We start from the raw sequence: 17,209 nt of genomic DNA on the forward strand, positions 1-17,209 counted from the left end.
GATTGGCCATTTTATGGCACATGTGCAACCATTTAGCGCCAAATGTTTGTTCACAACCGTGCAACTTTTTATTGATTGCCGCTGACACGGGCGCAACAGCCATGGTAAGACCCTAGTATGCAGTCAAATGGTGATGAAATTTTACAAATGCGTGCTGCGCTAGAGTGGTATAGCGCCATGGGCGTTGATATTGCTCTTGGGGACGAGCCAATTGATCAGTTTGCTGCCGCCGCGAAACCGATAAAAGCACCGTCACAAGTCCAAAAATCTCAAACACCAGCAAGTACAAACGCACCCGCTCCGCCAGCAGCGCAAAGTCATTTGCAGCCTGAAACACACAATGTTGAAGAAGCCCAAAAACTTGCAAGTTCGGCTGACAGTCTAGACGCATTGCGCGCCGTCATGGAGAAATTTGACGGATGCCCGCTCAAACATCGCGCCACTAATTTGGTGTTTGCCGATGGCAACCCGGACGCGCAAATCATGTTGGTGGGTGAAGCGCCAGGGCGCGAAGAGGATATGCAAGGCACGCCCTTTGTGGGCAGTTCTGGTGAATTGCTTGACCGAATTCTGGCCTCTATCGGGCTCGACAGAGATCAGGTTTTCATTGCCAACACATTGCCGTGGCGGCCACCCGGCAGCCGCAACCCAACGCCTGCGGAAACGGCCGTTTGCCAGCCGTTTTTGGTACGCCAAATTGAGCTGGTCGCACCGAAAATCATCATTACGTTAGGTGGCGCAGCCTCCAAAACGCTGTTTGAAACCGATATGGGCATTTTGCGGCTCAGGGGCAAATGGCGCGATGTGACCATTGGCGCACATTCATGCATCGCAATGGCCACGTTGCACCCAACATATTTGTTGAAGCAGCCGGCTCAAAAAGCCTTGGTTTGGCGCGACGTTTTGAGCCTTAAATCCAAGCTGGCTGAATTGGGCTAGGCCCAACTATTGCGATTTTGCAAAATCTGCTTTTGCAATTTGCACAATTATCGCGCCCATAATGGCGTTCACGAGCAGAGCAACAATGGTGTCGATCGCGAAATAGATTGTGATTGGCACATCCCAACTTGCCCGCACGATCAGGCCCATCGGCAAAAACATTGCAACGCCAATGAATGCGCCAATTTGCGCCCCATGCATGACCTCAATCTGTCTTGATGATCCCACCCACATCAACGCGGTGAAGATTAAGGCCACCAGTAAGGCATGGGCCAGCAACAACAAGAGGAATATTGGCTGTTCACTGGTGAAGGCAAGCCGATGTCCTTCTGCGGTGATCGCATAATAGGCGGTGTTTGCAACCACAGAGATAACGAATGCAGCGGCCGCTGCTGCCAAAATTCTAAGCATCGCTATTCCCTCCTAAGTGTTGCGTGTTTTTTGCGAAAGCATAAGCGGATTGCCATCGGGATCAAAAAATGTCGCGAACTTTGCCGTAAAGGGGATTACAATTGTCGGCCCGTCAAAACGCACACCTGCTTTTTCCAATCGGTTCCGCTCACTTTCAATATTCTTGACCCCAAAAGTTGGCACCCAACCGCCTTGCGGGTTTGGTTTTTCTACTTCTGACAATCCAAGGGTAAATCCGGCAATCGGCGTGGATAGGCTCGCCCAACCATGCTGCTCGTCTTTGAAAAACGCGACGCATCCAAGTTGCTTTTCATACCACTCCACCGAAGCGGCAATGTCGCTCACCCCTGTGGAGCAATTAATTTCATCGTCAAAGTCCAACATTTCTTCCTCATTTCATACTTTCAACTTTTCACTCGCAATATTGGTACTAAAAGTATACTAAGTTGTCTAGACCGAATCTGATAGTTGTGGCCCATGCATCAAAAAGAGCGTGTTTTGGAATTTTGGAAATTGCGGTGGAGCGCGCAAATATCTGCTGCGCTGCAAACCCATGGCCGTTTTTCCAGCCTTTGCCACGAAACAGGTGCTAGCAAAGATGCGATGCGCAGAACGCTCGCCCATTTGGAAGACCTTGGGATCATGGTGCGCAATAAAGGGTATGGCCACCCATTGCGTCCTGAATATTTTCTTTCGGTCTATGGCGAGAAGATTGCAGAACATTGCAATGCGTTCCTAACGCAAATGCAGCCAAATTGGCAGAAGGTGCTGTTGAACAAATGGACCGTCCCTTGCTTGTCTCTTCTGGGCCAAGAAGGAACAAGTTTCAGCGAATTAAAGCGTGCGCTTTCGCCAATTACTGCCCGCGCACTCAGCAAATCACTTGATGACCTGCAAAAAATTGACTTTGTTGTTCCAAATCAAACCGCAGGACGCGCCCATCCATTATATAGGTTGCAACCGCTGGCCATTGATGTCCAAACTGCTGGCAACAAAATCAATGTTCTACTCGCCTCGCCCGGCACCAAAACTACAAGCTGACCGCAACAATAGAGACCATAATGTTCAAATCAAATATCGATGAAACCCAAGACATGGTGAAACTCAATTTCGCTATTTTGGCTGTTTCAGACACAAGAACGCTGGAAACAGACGATTCTGGTGCGTTGTTGAAAGAAATGATCCAAGATAGCGGCCACAATGTTCTGGAACGCGACATCGTGACGGACGATGCAGACTTGATCCGCGAGCGCGTTCAAAATTGGGTCAACATGGAAGAAATTGATGTGGTGATCACAACAGGCGGCACTGGCTTTTCGCAACGCGACGTTACACCTGAAGCAATTACCCCGCTATTTGATAAAGTTATGGACGGGTTTTCGGTTCTGTTTCATCAATATTCCGCCGCCCAAATCGGCACCTCGACCATTCAAAGCCGCGCAACTGGCGGCATGGCCGGATCAACCCTAATTTTCTGCCTCCCCGGCTCCCGCGGCGCCTGTCGCGATGGCTGGCAAGGGGTGATCAACTTCCAACTCGATTCCCGCCACAAGCCATGCAATTTCTTGGAAGTGTTGCCCAAATATTCTGGGCGGTGAGAATAGTGCTGGCATGAATATTAACGCCGGGATCAAGATCGATCCCGGCGCAAATCATAATTTTGGCAGGCAAAGCGTTTACGAAATTACTTCGCTGTCCATCGGGTCACCATAGCCAAATATGATTTCGACTTCAGTGCCCCCGGCCACTGTGTTGTTGCCGTTATAGGTCATTTGATATTGATAGACATAATCCTTCAAACTGCCCCGGTTTGGGGGCTGAAGTTGGAATGTACCGATGGTTGATGTGCATTTGTAAAATATTGCCGAACTAGATGCACTATTGGACGTCGAAATTCCGTTTCCAATTAGCTTGCCCGGGTTGGGAAATCCAAGGCTGCGCGCGGTTCTAATCAGAGAATTGACTTCATTTGTATTGGTTGCATTGCATGCAGCCGCGCACAATCCAACATAATTTGTGTGTGGTGGCGGGTTGGGAATATCTGGATTTAGATTGAGAGAGCACGTGATGGTCAATGTGTCCCCATCTTTCCATCCTCCAATATCTTTTGGATTTACCGGGGACCAAACGGCTTCGGTGTGGCTGCCCTGATAGATGCCATCTTTGAATGCAATAAGTCCCTTTGGAAGGGTTAGATTATAATTATGTGGCATAATAATTCCTTAAATCGGCAATTCTGATTTGCGCTAAAATTTTTCAAGTGTGTCGATGAGTTTTCGACTATTTACCTGCTGTTTTATTGACGACGCCGTCGACTTTGTACCCAAAGCCAAAGGCAATCGCGATTTGTCGCTCGGTTCCAACCACCGTGTTGTTGGCGTTGTAATCCATCGTCCAGCTATAATTGAGCTTCTTGAGCTTGCCCCGTGTTGCGGGCACCAATGGAATTGAAGCCGGCAGCGCCATTGGTTTCGCATTGTGAAAAATTGCATCGCTTGACGCAGCTCCGGCTGTTATTCCTGTGCCGACAAGCTTGCCATTGCCACTTTTCACAGCCTTGATGCCATGGAGTGCGGCGGTGATCGAAGGTTTATCATCATTGCTCACTGCATTGAGACATAGCCCGACATATTCGTTGGATTTTGGCGCCGGGTTAACCCCTGCTGGGTTCAGATTGATTGCGCATGTCACAATCAGTTTGTCCCCTTTTAACCAGCCCGCATTTGAATTTGGATCATGTGGTGACCAAGTCTCGTTGGCATGCTCATCAATCATCAAACTGTACGTTGTGCCGCCCTTATTGAACGGGTAAACTTTGCTAAAAGCGTTGACGCCCCACATGGATGCATCAATACCGCATTGCCCATAACCTATTTTGAAATAACCACCGTCACCCCATTTGGTTCCCCAACTGTTTTTGCAAATCCAAGCTTTCTCATTGTCATCAAATCCGACAACACAAACAGCGTGATGGCCAGCATATTTCGCTTTACCATTCCAGTGATAGACCCCGTTGGAATATGCAAAAAAGTCGTTGTACACGACGAAGGTTGTAATCATGGGACATGATTTGCGCAGCCACTCTTTCATATCAGCAGCCGACCCAACATTTCTATAGGTCGCAAGCTTTGTCACCTTGCCCTTCCACTTTTTGGGCAATTTGGGCACCTGATCTTTGGCAGTGTAGGGGTAAAGCGTATCCGGAATTACGCCGGTTGAAGTAGAATATGCCAACGCGCTTGAAACATTCCAACCCGCGCAGCTCCCGCCGCCACTAAATTGCAATTGCCCTTCTGAAAGGGAAATCAACGTCCCTTCGTGCGGGCTGCCAATGGGCAGTTTGGCAGCAATGCGCATCGCAGAATCAACTGCGGCATTGGTCGCAAAAGCCACGCATGCGCCACATGTTTTTTGATCTTTTACCTTTGTGATGAAGTTGCCCGTTTTCGTGCTGCGCCAATCAAAGTTTTTTGGCGGCGTTGCTGCCACAAGGTCTAAGTGCGCGCTGACATTGGCGGCCGCGACATTCTCACGCTCGCCCAATGGAATATCCTCGGGATCCTCCAATACCCCCAGCCGCATTTTTCGCTCTTCGTGCGACATGCGCAACATGGACGTGTCACCGGCCGACCAAATAACGCCGCTTTCTGCATTTTGCTGTTGGATTTCTCGCAATAGATCAATGTCTAATTCCATATGTAATATCTCCCTTAAAAATTATTCTGTAGTATTGATCGTTGTAAAAAACTCGCCGATTGGCTCGGCGTCGCTTTCCCACTTTCGACCTAATCGCGCCTTAATCACTGAAGAACCAAGCTTGCGGGATTGAAGCTTGAACCGCCGAACGCCCCCGCCACCAACCTTATCTTCAGAAAGATGCCCAATTTCAGAGCTAAGCAGTTCAATATTGTCGTCAATAATAATAGACCAGAGAAATCCCGTTGTCGGGTTCTCCTTCAACTCAATAAAAAATGGGCGCAACCTTGAAACTTCAAAAACAAAACCACTGTCGTCTTCTGAAATAATCAACATTTAGTTGCTCTAATTATCCTAGTACAAACTTTGATAAGTATCCAAATTCAAATCCCCCCAATATTATTTAACTATACTGGACCTTGAGTTTTCAGCAAGCGATAGCTCAGGTTCGTGCAATTGCTGATTGACAATTTGTTCTCATTTTGTTCTATTTGACTAGAACGATTTGTTAACTTTTGTCGCGAGGTGATTTATGCCCATTCATGCTAGTTTACCGCCCCCGCCGGATAGCTTTGCACGCATTGCCAAAAGTGCTGATCGCGATATTTTGGCCAGTCGTATGGTTTCGCCAGATCGCAACCGTGGCCGGGGCGCACAAAGCAACATTTCTGGTCGCTTTGAGCCGTTTGAGCGCGAGAGTTTTGACGATGGTTGGCAGTCGCTTGAAAGCTTACCTGCTTTTAGCACCAATGTGCGTGATGAACGGGCAAAAACCATCATCACGAAGAACGAGTCCCCGGACCTTAATTTCGATCGCTCGATCAATCCATATCGGGGTTGTGAACATGGCTGTTCTTATTGTTTTGCACGTCAAACCCATGCCTATTTGGGACATTCTGCAGGGATTGATTTTGAGCGAGAGCTTTATGCCAAGACCAACGCGGCGGATCGATTGCGCGAAGAATTAAGCCGAAAGAAATATGTGCCTAAAGCAATAGCGATTGGCACCAATACCGACCCCTATCAGCCGATTGAGCGAGAGCGTAAATTGATGCGCGATATTTTGGCGGTGCTATTGGAGTTCAAACATCCGGTGACCATCGTCACCAAGTCAGCACTTATCGTGCGCGATTTGGACCTGCTCACGGAATTGGCCAAGCTGAATTTGGTGCATGTCGCCATATCGGTGACCACGCTAGACCGGAAACTATCCCGCCAGTTGGAGCCGCGCGCTTCAACCCCGTCTAAGCGGCTTGAGGCAGTGGAGTTGTTGAGCCAGTCGGGCATTCCGACTCAGGTTATGGCAGCACCGATGATCCCTGCCATTAATGACAGCGAATTGGAGAAAATAATTGATGCGGCGGCGGCGCAAGGGGCGGTTTCAGCCGGCATGATCATGCTTCGGTTACCCGGTGAAGTGCGCAATATCTTCCGCGAATGGTTGCTGCGTTATTATCCGGACAAATTGCGCCATGTGCTTAATCTGGTGCGCAGCGTGCGGGGTGGGAAAGATAATGATCCCAATTATGGATCTCGGATGAAGGGCACCGGCCCTTACGCCTATCAAATGCAACGGCGGTTTGAACTTGCCCTCAATCGCAACGGGCTTAAAAAGCGCCTACCGCATTTGCGGACGGACCTGTTCACGCAGCCAGAACAACAAGACGATCAACTCAGCCTTTTTTGATAGACTGGATTGAACTTGTGACAATTTGGCCTTTCACCTAATCGGGGGATTTGATCTAGTTTAACTCAACCTTCTTTAGTGTTTTCAATTTGGTTTGGGTTTTCTTATGTTGGGCATGTCTCGTCGCGAATTTTTGCTGGGTTCTGCCACTACGCTTGCCGCTTCTGCGGCAAGTTATGGTTGGGCTAAAAGCGCACTGGCGGCGGATATGCAATTGCCGCTGAACTATCTTAGCCACGAAATAATGCCCGGGCACATTACCGAACGGATGATGGGGTTCGGTTCTGGTGGCACTGCCCCGATCATTCGTTTGAAACAGGGTGAAACCAAGAGTGTTGATGTCACCAACAATTTGCATGAGGCAAGTATCGTGCATTGGCATGGGCTTCGGCATGAGAACGCAATGGACGGCGTGCCTTACCTCACGCAAAAACCAATAGAGCTGGGCGAAACATTTCGCTACCAAATCCAGTCTCCAGACGCAGGCACATTTTGGTATCACCCGCACTGCAATACGTTAGACCAAATGGCACGCGGCATGACCGGCATGTTGATCGTCGATGAACATGAAGACCCGGGCTTTGATCAAGACCTTCCACTCAATATTCGCGACTTCCGACTGGGCAGTGATGGGCAATTTGCAGCCCTTTTTAAACCGCGAAGCGCTGCGCGGGGCGGCACACTTGGTACGGTTTCCACCGTCAATTGGCAAATGCAGCCAACTTATGACCTTCCGGCCGGGAGCCTTGTTCGCCTGCGCCTTGCGGTTACGGATGTCACCCGCGTTGGCACCTATCAACTGACAGGCACCCAAGCCCAAGTAATTGCTTTAGATTCTCACCCCGTGCCAAATCCCCTGCCTGCCACCGACATTCTGCTTAGCCCTGGCCAACGGGCCGATATTGCCCTTCGTATGCCAGACCAAGAGGGCGAAAGCGCTGAGTTGATTTTGAACACCCTTGCACGCCCACGTTTGATGGCCACATTTAGGTCTGTTGGCACATCATCCAATCGTCAGCTAACAGAGCTCAAACCATTACCGCGTAATCCAGTGTTGGAACCGAACCTCGCCAATGCTGAAGTTCTGGACTTTCTGTTCGGCTGGTCGCCAGATGGTGACGAGCCTGTTGAAAGCATTTGTGGATCGCTTGGTTATACATTTTGGTCGATCAACCGCACCCCGTGGCTCGGCGATACGCCAGATCCATTGGCACCGCTTGCAGTGATGAAACAGGGAAAAAGCTATATTTTGCGGCTTCGGAACAACACACCAAACGATCATCCCATCCACCTTCATGGCCTCGCCTTTAAGTTGATCCGTTCAGATAAACGCGCGCTGCCACCCCATTTCACCGACACAGCTCTGCTGCTTTCTGGCGAAACAATGGACGTTGCCCTCGTCGCGGACAATCCCGGCGACTGGGCGTTCCATTGTCATGTAATTGAGCATCAAAAAACCGGGCTGGCAGGTTATCTGAGGGTTGAGACCTGATCGATTTCCTTGTCGATTGAGCTAAGCAATTGTGAAATCGATCACTGTTCTGCCTTTGCCACGGTGTGTCGTAAGCTCGCGAACCGCGTCGACAATTGCATCCACTTCAAAGGGAATAGTGTTCAATACCGGCATCCGAATATTGTGTTCCAAAAGCTGCTTCATCGCATCATGGATAACAAGACGCGGATATTTCTCACCAAATGTATATTTGGCACCCGGCCTTAGCCGCGTCCATATCATGCGCCACACAATATGGCCCATCACTTTGGAGAAGTCCCACCAAGATAGTTTTGTTTCTCCGATATACTGAACGGGGCCAACAACCGTCTCAAATGTACCAGTTGGCAATAACGACTTGAACGCACTGGTTTCGATCTCACGTCCGCCAACACAATCAAAAACCGCATGGTAATACTCACCGCTTGCTTGCGCGACTTCACCAAAATCAGATTTTTTGTAGTCAACAACATCGTCTGCCCCATAGGACCGAACAAACTCCTCGCTCGCACCGCTGCAAACCGCGGTCACATGACATCCAATTGACTTGAGAAATTGCAGAACCATCGCACCAATTGCGCCCGAAGCGCCAACGACGGCGCAACGTTGCCCCGGCTTAACCCCAGCAAATCCAATAGCACCCCAAGCCACACATGCAGCCATAGTGACCGCTGCTGCTTCATTAAAACTCAGCGCCTCGGGTTTCTTCATAATCCATTTTGCTTCAAAGCATTTATAATGCGACCAGCTACCTCCTTGCGGGTGTTCTGATGGGATGACGATGATTTCATCACCCACCTCAAACTCAGACACATCGCCCCCAAGCGCCACAACAATGCCGGAAACCGAGGAACCCATCAAAAATGGCTGTTCTTGCGACACAACCTTTGGCCCATAAAAGCGTCCCAATGCAGTCCCTTGTGCCATATAGATTTCATCAATATGCATGGCAGATGCCATGATTTGAACTGCGACCTGACCACGTGTCGGCCGCGGCGTGGCGACTTCCAACATTTGCAGATAATCCGCAACGCGCCCAATTTCAGGCTTTTCGGTAATGCCGACTGCAGGCATGACCTGTTCGGACCAATATTGTTCGCCTCGTTTTGCGGCATTCATTTGGCAGCCCTCTTGATTTGTTCTCGTGGCAACAGGCCGAAAAACATGGTTCGCACTTGCATCTCAATGACATCAAGCATCTGTTTTTCGTTCATTTGTTCAATGGTGATATAGGCCTGTTGGTTGGCGGCCGCGGCGCCATATAACAGCATAGCCGCGCCTTCCACATCGACGCCAACAGCAAGCAAACCCGCCTCTTCCATATCCTGCAATATGGGGAGGATTAGCTCCATAAACTGAAGCTCAATCGTTACCAGTTCAGCCATCTGTGCCGCATCAAGATCAAACAAATGCGCCATTACTTTGCGCATAATCGGTTTTGGGAACAGCGAGGCAGACTTCGAATAATGCCGAAGTACTGTGCAGATATCTAACAGTGCCGTTTCAGCATTTATCTCACCGGGTTTGCGCACCGGCGCGTGCTGCTGCAGCTCTTGGGCTAAGTCATCATACATGGCAAACAGTAATACGGACTTGGAGCCAAAGTAATTATAAAGCGTGCCCGTAGCGATTTCAGCCAAGGCCGCGATTTCTTCCATTGAGGTTTCTTCGAACCCATTCGATATGAACAGTTCCTTAGCTGAACCCAATATCGCTGCGCGTGTTCGCGCGCGCTTTTTTTCCATAATCTTTATCATATGGCTTATGTAGGCAATATTTTTTTAAAGTCAATTCATTTTTGTAGTTAGTTCATTTTGTACGCACCGCTTGTCAAACACATAATCATTTTGCTTGGCTGCCTGTCCGCGTGGTGGCATTTTGTAAAAATGAGCAAATCCGATTCCCAAGCAGCGCTTTTTCCAAACGCACCTGATTTCTTAATTGAAGAACAGTTTCGCAAGAAAGGTCTAGTTGTCTGTGGGGTTGATGAAGCTGGACGTGGCCCGCTGGCGGGGCCAGTGGTGACTGCCGCAGTCATTCTTGATCCGGCCAATATTCCAGATGGGCTGAATGACAGTAAGAAGCTGACCGCAAAGAAGCGCGACGCCTTGTATGCCCAAATCATGGCATGCTCCCATGTGGGTATCGCATCCGCAGCTCCGGCCACAATATTTGAGCGCAACATTCGTGGTGCAACGCTTTATGCCATGGCGCAGGCTGTTAGGGCACTTTCCCTTTCACCAGACATAGCGCTCATTGATGGTCGAGATATTCCACCTCAAATGCCATGTCGTGGCCAGGCGTTGATAAAGGGCGATAGCCGATCAGTTTCGATCGCCGCGGCGTCAATCATTGCAAAGGTCACCCGTGACCGGATGTGCGAGTTGTTAGATCAGTCACATCCTCAATATGGGTTTGCAAAACACAAGGGATATGGCACCGCACAGCACATGCAGGCATTAAAGACACATGGAGCTACACCCCATCATCGTGCTGACTTCAAACCAATTGCAGAAATATTGGCGGCTGAAAGCTGATTCAAAACAGCGGCTTAACCGCCGAATGTCACCCTTTACCTTTAGTTTACCATAAGTTTTAGCGCCCCCTTAACCCTAAGAAATTACAAATGGCGGGGTAGTAATGCGTTAGGGTAAATAGAATGTTGCGTAACAAGCATTCGTCGACGTCAAGTAAGACGTCGCTTCGCCAGACAGGCGAAAAGGGTTCAGAGTATCTGCCATTGGACACCATTTTGGTGGGCGATTGCATCGAGCATATGAACTCACTTCCGGCCAATTCGGTTGACCTTGTCTTTGCAGATCCCCCCTATTTCCTTCAGTTGGAAAAAGGCCTCACCCGGCCTGACCAGTCTAACGTGGACGGCGTCCATAATGATTGGGACAAGTTTTCTGACTTTGCGCATTATGATCAGTTCACCCGCGATTGGATGAGCGCTGCTAAGCGGATTCTTAAGCCAAATGGCGCAATGTGGGTGATTGGTTCCTACCATAATATTTTCCGCGTTGGATCAATCTTGCAGGACCTTGGGTTCTGGATGATGAACGACATTATTTGGCGCAAATCGAACCCGATGCCGAACTTTCGGGGAACGCGATTTACCAATGCGCATGAAACACTTATTTGGGCAACACGCGACCAAAGCAGCAAGCCGACATTTAATTATGACGCGCTGAAACAGGCAAATGACGATACGCAAATGCGTTCCGATTGGCTGTTCCCGATCTGCACTGGTGGCGAACGTCTCAAAGACGAAAACGACGACAAAGTGCATCCGACACAAAAGCCAGAAAGTCTTTTATATCGGGTGCTTATGGCGACGACCAAGCCCGGCGACGTAGTGCTAGACCCGTTTTTTGGCACGGGGACCACTGGCGCGGTTGCCAAGAAGCTTGGCCGCCATTTTATTGGCTGTGAACGTGAAAATGACTATATAAATGCAGCACTTAAGCGCATCGCGTCCATTAAGCCACTCGAACAGATTGTGCTGGAAACGGTTAAAGGAAAACGCGCTGAAAAGCGAGTGGCCTTTGGCTCTTTGATCGAGCAAGGCATGATTTTGCCTGGCGCTAAATTGTTGGATTCAAAAAGAAAATACAAAGCCACGGTGCGGGCTGATGGATCGCTTGTTTGTGACGGACATGAAGGTTCCATCCACAAAGTTGGTGCCCTTTTGCAAGGCGCAGCGTCCTGCAATGGCTGGACATATTGGCACCTAGAACAGGGCGATGACCTTGTTTTAATTGATGAATTACGCACTGAAATTCGTGCGACGATGAATAAACTTTCGGCCTGATACGACCTCCAGAACTTTTCAGGTAACTTACCGCTGGTCTTTTGATCAGCGGTTTTTTTTGTGCGAAACAGTCTCAATTTGTGCCAGGTAGGTTTCGCGTTCGTGCCGGAACGTTTTATGCGACAAGTGCGTTATGTCCGCTCTAGTGCCGCCGCCAGAACTTTTTTGAAAATGGTTGGCAATGCTTCACCATCCAAATCCTGTTTTTTTGCCCACCAGCCATCCGCGGTTGGTGGCGTTTCCGCCTTCAATTTCCAAACCGAAACATTGAGGGCGAAATGGGTGAAGACGTGGTCGATGGTGCCGCAGTTTTTCCAATCACCTTTGTGGGGAAACTCAACCGTCGGTTTGTCGGCGATTTGGGTTACTTTAAACCAGTCACTGCCGGGTACTTCGGTCATCGCGGCCAACAATCCTTTTTCGGGGCGCTGACGAAGCCAAACCTCCCCTGCGTCATTTTCCACCACAAAGGCATGGCCGACACGAATTGGCTTTTGCTTTTTTGGTGGCATGATCGGGAAGTTCGTCGGCTCTGCCGTTAGGGTGCCGGTGCATCCTTTAGCGATTGGGCAGATCAAACAATTTGCCCGCTTTGGCGCGCAGATGGTTGCGCCTAAATCCATTAGGCTCTGGGCAAAGTCCCCTGCCCGTTTAGGCACAGATTGTTGAATGAAGGAACGGATGAACGGTTTTGCGTCCCGCACCGGTTCAGCCAATGCGGTGAACCGCGCCGCGACCCGATCCACATTGCCGTCGATTACAGCGACTTGCTCGTCAAAACAAATCGCGGCGATGGCCGCGCTCGTGTAAGGGCCGATGCCGGGTAATTTTTGCAATTCTTCTGAACTACTGGGGAACGCTCCGCCATATTCGGCAACGACCTGATTTGCGCAAGCATGTAGGTTTCGCGCCCGTGCATAGTACCCCAAGCCAGCCCAAGCTTTTAGAACATCATCACGCTCGGCAGCAGCCAAATCAAAAACCGTCGGCCAGCGGGTGGTGAAGTCGGCAAAGTATTTACCCACCGTTGGCACGGTTGTTTGCTGCAACATAATTTCAGAAAGCCAAACAAAATACGGATTGGGCGCAACCCCCTTTGCCCTGTCTGCCGGGCTTACCCGCCAAGGCAGTTTACGGGCATTTTTGTCATACCAAGCCAAAAGCGCAGCGCCATCAATGGGCGATTGGTTCACTTTGGTGCTGCTTGACGGTTTGATTTCTGGCATGATGGGTTTATGGGTGATTTGGCCGGGTTGCACAAGTTGCCCCGCCAGCAAATTTGAGAACGAGAATGAGCGAAAAAAAGCCTAAAACACCCAAGCGCCTTCGCCGTACCGCCACTATCGGCGAGTTGGTTGAACGCTCTATGGAGCCGATGGTGCAAAAGCGCGGCTTTGCCAATTCCGAATTGCTGATGCGGTGGGCAACCATTGTAGGCTCGCCTTTTGATAAGGGCGTGGTGCCAGACAAATTGAACTGGCCGCGCGAAATGGCGAACACTCCCCATACGGGCGCAGTGCTGACGGTGCGCGTAGACCCCGTCTACGCCCTCGCCTTCACCCACGAAACTGAAACGATTAAAGCCTCGATCAATCGGTATTTTGGTTTTTATCTGGTCGATAAGATCAAACCGTCCCGCCGCCCCTTTGTGCCCAACTTAGAAGAAGATGCAAAACCCCGTTTGCGCAAGCTCAGCGAAGGTGAAGAACAAGACATTGCCAGCCAGGTTGAAGGCATTGAGGATGAAGGGTTGCGCGATGCGTTGACGAAGTTAGGTCGTGGGTTGAAGGGACGAGATTGATAGCGGTTCAGTTTAGCGTCGAGTTGAGGCGGAAATTCTTTTTGCGTAGATGTCAGCTCCGAGCCCTATCACGACATTCACATCGCAGACCAATATTTGAAGAAAAGGTCCAAACCTGCCGTTCACTCCGAATGGTTATGAAACGTATCATCCCACAAACTAAGCATTTAGGTTTGCGATGCATCCCATTTTACTCGATATCAGTTGTGTGGACGAAGCCATCAACCCAGATACCTCTCATTCAAGGTGCAAATTAAATTTCCGCAAAGGCGAATTTGGCAAGTGGTACACTTGCCGCAGCGAGTGCGCGACGTTTGTCACCAAGGATGTCCGAGATTTCGATTTTTGGCTTTGGCAGCCTTAAGCGCCCTGGAACGTCAAAGCGTGCAAGGTCCACTAAATCACCAAGATGCGTTAAAACTGAGGCGGGGAAGTTTCCGCCAAATATGAGCTTGTTTGGATTTACCAGCTGCACCAACGCGCTGAGCGGTTCAGAAATGGTCAGCGCTCTATCTTCAAGCCAAGAAATTATTTCTTTAGTGTCATTTTGATATATTTGCTCGATGTCATCAATCGCCATGTCATCGACTGCGCGCCCCAGAGCTCTTGCTAAATCAGGAATGCTCGGACGAGGGCCGGGCTCTGGCACTAGTCCACCGATGTTACCTGCCATGTTAAATCCACCAAGAAACGGTCGGTCGCGATCAAAAATCTGTCCGCCAACTCCGTCGGCACAAGATAGGTGGAATATAACTTCTCCATAGTTGCCCGGTTCCAGAGCATGATAAAGAATATCGGCTCGCCCGGACGGCGTGATAGTGCAATCAGAAAACTCGTTCCGCAAATGTGCTAGAACTTCGTCATAAGGAACATGCTCCTGACTTGGCGTGATTTCGAAAATTCTTCTCGTATTGTCAAAAAGTGCAGGTACGAACACGCCGATGTCACGTGCATTCCCGCCGGATTGTTGCATCGCTGAGTTGACGACACGCACCACCTGGTCCGCAACCTCATCTTTGCTTTGAGCTATTGGTTCTAAATCCCCGATCCAAATAGGCTCGCATTGCAAATTGGCCAATGCGGCACAACAGCCTCGTGAAGAAAGCGTTACGCCAACTGTCAGGACTTCAGCTTCGCGCAAACTGATCCTGATGTTGGGTTGCCCCATTTGCGCGCTCTTCGATTTTTCGCGTTTTTCTTCAACCAATCCATATTTTTGGAGCTTGGTCATCGCACGCGTAACGGTCGCTTTTGCCAGCCCCAACTCGCGAGATATCTCCGCTCTAGATGAACCTACATTGTTCCGAATGAACATGAATATTCGTCGTTCAGCAGAACTGAGTTCCAATTCGCCAAGGCTAATTTTTTGGTCAGTCATAATCGTATTGTTGTTGCCTAAATTTAAATTTTTGGGGTCGTTGTAACAAATATGTTGCATTAAGTTTCTAATGTGTATTTAATTAAGTTAGCAAGTGAAACTTAGTAGGGATGAAAATGGCTGAGTTAAAAGTTGATAGGGTGGGGATGAAATTCGGGAGCTTTGAGGCGCTCAAGGACGTTAGTATTTCAGCCGCTAATGGTGAGTTCATAACATTGCTCGGACCATCAGGATGCGGGAAGACCACGCTTCTAAATGCTATCGCCGGCTTCCTCACGCCATCTAGCGGCCAAATCAGCGTTGACGGCCAAGATGTTACCGACGTGCCGCCAGAAAAACGAAACTCTGCGATGTGCTTTCAGTCGTACGCCTTGTTTCCGCACCTAAGTGTTGCAGACAATGTTGCATTTGGCCCAAGGCAAAAACGAGTCGCTACTAGCGTTACTAATGACCGAGTAGAAAATTTACTTCATAAACTCGGATTGGAGCATCACGCCAACAAATTGCCCAATGCATTATCTGGCGGGCAACAACAACGCGTCGCGCTTGCGAGGGCACTGGCCGTTGCACCTGACCTTGTTTTGTTTGACGAGCCATTGTCGAACTTGGATGCAAAGTTGCGCGATCAGGTTCGAAAAGAAATCAAAAGTCTACAGCGCGAATTTGGTTTTACAGCCATTTATGTGACACACGACCAAACCGAAGCACTTGCACTGTCTGATCGAATTTACCTTTTGAATGAAGGCAAAGTTGAGCAGTTTGGTAAGCCAGAGGATATCTATTTTCGACCGAGAACGAGATTTGTGGCTGACTTTATTGGCGCCGCAAATATCCACACTGGAAAATTGGTGAGCCAAAAACTAGCAACGCCGTTTGGTGAGGTTCCAGTGGTCGGCGCTGACAGTGATGCAGCAACGATTGTGTGGCGGCCTGAGATGAGCCTATTGGGTGGCCCTCTCAAGGGAATTGTAACGGAAATTGCATTTCAGGGCGCTTTCGTCGATGCATTTGTATCTGCTGGCGACCAAACTGTTCGCATGCAGCTGCCCGGCGCAACAAAGCTAGCATTGGGCGATGAAATCGAATTCGGCGTCGCAGTTGAAAATGTAATCCTCGTGCCGGAGGGAGACAATGGCTAAAGCAATCAAGATTGTTTTGCTCCTGTTGCCCGGCCTTGGGTTGGTTCTAATCTTTGTTGGGACCGTGCTGTATCGGGCCGTCGCGCAATCGTTTGGCGCATATGATTTTTCAGGCGCCAGTGGCGGTTTTTCACTTGAGCACTGGACCGGTATGATGGAAAGCCGAAGGTTTTGGCGCTCGTTCTGGTGGTCCTCCTACATTGCGACAACTTCGTCCGTGCTTGCAGTTATTGTTGCTTATCCAATTGCGCTTTGGCTTCGCAAACCTTTCGCAGGATCAGCAATATTATCGGCACTTTTGAAAGCACCATTGCTAGTGCCTGGCCTAGTTGCAGCATTTTTGTTGGTCAATATCATTTCCTTTCATGGGTTTGTGAATGAGTTTTTCGTTTGGATCGGTATTTGGGAACGGCCAATGCGGATGCAAAACGACAAGAACGGCCTTGCCATCATTGCACTGCAAGTCTGGAAGCAAATGCCTTTCGCGTTTTTACTTCTCTCTGGAGCCGTGCAAGCGATATCTGATCCGGTGCTACAGGCTGCCCAAGATTTGGGTGCAGGAACAGTTGCTAGGTTTAGAAAAGTGGTGTTGCCACTAACGGCAAAAGCCATGCAGGCATCGCTAATATTAATCTTCATTGGCGCCGCCGGCGATTTCAGCTTTCAAGCAGTTGCAGGCCCAACTTCGGTGAACTCCTTGGCGACGTATATGGCTTTCCTTCAAAATGTCGAAGGAAACTGGAATGCGGCTGCTGTTGTGGCGGTGATGCTTATGGCGCTCGCCTTATTCGGTTCAATTCTCCTTGCAGCAATTGTTCAACTGCTAAGCCGCGCAGCACAGAAGGTTTGATC

The 17,209-nt window shown here is 49.5% G+C and carries 19 protein-coding genes; 10 read left to right on the forward strand and 9 right to left on the reverse strand.

What is annotated here, in order from left to right; translation table 11 throughout:
* The first annotated feature begins 117 nt into the window (after positions 1–117).
* The gene (locus AC2D8L_RS08140; RefSeq protein ID WP_484684940.1) at positions 118–939 is read left to right on the forward strand and encodes a uracil-DNA glycosylase; all 822 of its coding nucleotides are present in this window, start codon (positions 118–120) and stop codon (positions 937–939) included.
* A gap of 6 nt (positions 940–945) precedes the next feature.
* On the opposite strand, the gene AC2D8L_RS08145 is transcribed toward AC2D8L_RS08140, so the two are convergent.
* Together AC2D8L_RS08145 and AC2D8L_RS08150 are read right to left on the reverse strand one after the other, a co-directional pair.
* On the reverse strand, positions 946–1,350 hold the full coding sequence (locus AC2D8L_RS08145) for a hypothetical protein (RefSeq protein WP_484684941.1): 405 nt from the start codon (positions 1,348–1,350) through the stop codon (positions 946–948).
* 12 nt (positions 1,351–1,362) lie between these two features.
* Positions 1,363–1,734, reverse strand: a complete 372-nt coding sequence (locus AC2D8L_RS08150; protein ID WP_484684942.1) for a VOC family protein — start codon at positions 1,732–1,734, stop codon at positions 1,363–1,365.
* Between the two features lie 114 nt (positions 1,735–1,848).
* Between AC2D8L_RS08150 and AC2D8L_RS08155 the strand changes: the two genes are divergently transcribed.
* Together AC2D8L_RS08155 and moaB are read left to right on the forward strand one after the other, a co-directional pair.
* Positions 1,849–2,391: a hypothetical protein gene (locus AC2D8L_RS08155; RefSeq protein ID WP_484684943.1), complete on the forward strand. Its 543-nt coding sequence runs from the start codon at positions 1,849–1,851 to the stop codon at positions 2,389–2,391.
* 20 nt (positions 2,392–2,411) lie between these two features.
* The gene (gene moaB, locus AC2D8L_RS08160; protein WP_484684944.1) at positions 2,412–2,948 is read left to right on the forward strand and encodes a molybdenum cofactor biosynthesis protein B; all 537 of its coding nucleotides are present in this window, start codon (positions 2,412–2,414) and stop codon (positions 2,946–2,948) included.
* A 78-nt stretch (positions 2,949–3,026) separates the two neighbouring features.
* Here moaB and AC2D8L_RS08165 read toward each other — a convergent pair whose 3' ends face one another.
* The 3 genes from AC2D8L_RS08165 to AC2D8L_RS08175 form a co-directional block, all read right to left on the reverse strand.
* The gene (locus AC2D8L_RS08165; RefSeq protein ID WP_484684945.1) at positions 3,027–3,563 is read right to left on the reverse strand and encodes a hypothetical protein; all 537 of its coding nucleotides are present in this window, start codon (positions 3,561–3,563) and stop codon (positions 3,027–3,029) included.
* A 67-nt stretch (positions 3,564–3,630) separates the two neighbouring features.
* The gene (locus AC2D8L_RS08170) at positions 3,631–5,046 is read right to left on the reverse strand and encodes a C1 family peptidase (RefSeq protein WP_484684946.1); all 1,416 of its coding nucleotides are present in this window, start codon (positions 5,044–5,046) and stop codon (positions 3,631–3,633) included.
* Between the two features lie 21 nt (positions 5,047–5,067).
* The gene (locus tag AC2D8L_RS08175; RefSeq protein ID WP_484684947.1) at positions 5,068–5,382 is read right to left on the reverse strand and encodes a protease inhibitor I42 family protein; all 315 of its coding nucleotides are present in this window, start codon (positions 5,380–5,382) and stop codon (positions 5,068–5,070) included.
* 196 nt (positions 5,383–5,578) lie between these two features.
* Between AC2D8L_RS08175 and AC2D8L_RS08180 the strand changes: the two genes are divergently transcribed.
* Both AC2D8L_RS08180 and AC2D8L_RS08185 read left to right on the forward strand, forming a co-directional pair.
* Positions 5,579–6,733: a PA0069 family radical SAM protein gene (locus AC2D8L_RS08180; protein ID WP_484684948.1), complete on the forward strand. Its 1,155-nt coding sequence runs from the start codon at positions 5,579–5,581 to the stop codon at positions 6,731–6,733.
* A gap of 106 nt (positions 6,734–6,839) precedes the next feature.
* Positions 6,840–8,225: a multicopper oxidase family protein gene (locus tag AC2D8L_RS08185; RefSeq protein WP_484684949.1), complete on the forward strand. Its 1,386-nt coding sequence runs from the start codon at positions 6,840–6,842 to the stop codon at positions 8,223–8,225.
* A 21-nt stretch (positions 8,226–8,246) separates the two neighbouring features.
* Here the strand turns inward: AC2D8L_RS08185 and AC2D8L_RS08190 are convergent, their stop codons facing one another.
* Together AC2D8L_RS08190 and AC2D8L_RS08195 are read right to left on the reverse strand one after the other, a co-directional pair.
* Positions 8,247–9,344 (reverse strand): NAD(P)-dependent alcohol dehydrogenase, encoded by a 1,098-nt coding sequence (locus AC2D8L_RS08190; protein WP_484684950.1) that lies wholly within the window; start codon positions 9,342–9,344, stop codon positions 8,247–8,249.
* Positions 9,341–9,970: a TetR/AcrR family transcriptional regulator gene (locus tag AC2D8L_RS08195; RefSeq protein ID WP_484684951.1), complete on the reverse strand. Its 630-nt coding sequence runs from the start codon at positions 9,968–9,970 to the stop codon at positions 9,341–9,343. Before AC2D8L_RS08195 ends, AC2D8L_RS08190 begins: the two co-directional genes overlap by 4 nt.
* A gap of 141 nt (positions 9,971–10,111) precedes the next feature.
* Here AC2D8L_RS08195 and AC2D8L_RS08200 point away from each other — a divergent pair, with 141 nt between their 5' ends.
* Both AC2D8L_RS08200 and AC2D8L_RS08205 read left to right on the forward strand, forming a co-directional pair.
* Positions 10,112–10,762 carry a ribonuclease HII gene (locus AC2D8L_RS08200; RefSeq protein WP_484684952.1) on the forward strand — a complete coding sequence of 217 codons (651 nt, stop codon included), beginning with the start codon at positions 10,112–10,114 and terminating at the stop codon, positions 10,760–10,762.
* A gap of 122 nt (positions 10,763–10,884) precedes the next feature.
* A complete protein-coding gene (locus tag AC2D8L_RS08205; RefSeq protein ID WP_484684953.1) occupies positions 10,885–12,039 on the forward strand; it encodes a DNA methyltransferase in 1,155 nt (384 codons plus the stop codon).
* A 131-nt stretch (positions 12,040–12,170) separates the two neighbouring features.
* On the opposite strand, the gene AC2D8L_RS08210 is transcribed toward AC2D8L_RS08205, so the two are convergent.
* Entirely contained in the window at positions 12,171–13,298 is a 1,128-nt protein-coding gene (locus AC2D8L_RS08210; protein ID WP_484684954.1) for an A/G-specific adenine glycosylase, read from the reverse strand.
* A gap of 32 nt (positions 13,299–13,330) precedes the next feature.
* Between AC2D8L_RS08210 and AC2D8L_RS08215 the strand changes: the two genes are divergently transcribed.
* Positions 13,331–13,840, forward strand: coding sequence for a DUF721 domain-containing protein (locus AC2D8L_RS08215; protein WP_484684955.1), 510 nt, complete (start codon positions 13,331–13,333; stop codon positions 13,838–13,840).
* A 253-nt stretch (positions 13,841–14,093) separates the two neighbouring features.
* Here AC2D8L_RS08215 and AC2D8L_RS08220 read toward each other — a convergent pair whose 3' ends face one another.
* Positions 14,094–15,218 carry a MarR family transcriptional regulator gene (locus AC2D8L_RS08220; protein ID WP_484684956.1) on the reverse strand — a complete coding sequence of 375 codons (1,125 nt, stop codon included), beginning with the start codon at positions 15,216–15,218 and terminating at the stop codon, positions 14,094–14,096.
* Between the two features lie 116 nt (positions 15,219–15,334).
* On the opposite strand from AC2D8L_RS08220, the gene AC2D8L_RS08225 reads away from it, so the two are divergent.
* Positions 15,335–16,357 (forward strand): ABC transporter ATP-binding protein, encoded by a 1,023-nt coding sequence (locus AC2D8L_RS08225; protein WP_484684957.1) that lies wholly within the window; start codon positions 15,335–15,337, stop codon positions 16,355–16,357.
* On the forward strand, positions 16,350–17,207 hold the full coding sequence (locus AC2D8L_RS08230; RefSeq protein ID WP_484684958.1) for an ABC transporter permease: 858 nt from the start codon (positions 16,350–16,352) through the stop codon (positions 17,205–17,207). The genes AC2D8L_RS08225 and AC2D8L_RS08230 overlap by 8 nt, the downstream gene beginning before the upstream one ends.
* Positions 17,208–17,209 lie beyond the last annotated feature (2 nt).

It is taken from the genome of Maritalea sp. YIW29 (genome assembly GCF_057219265.1).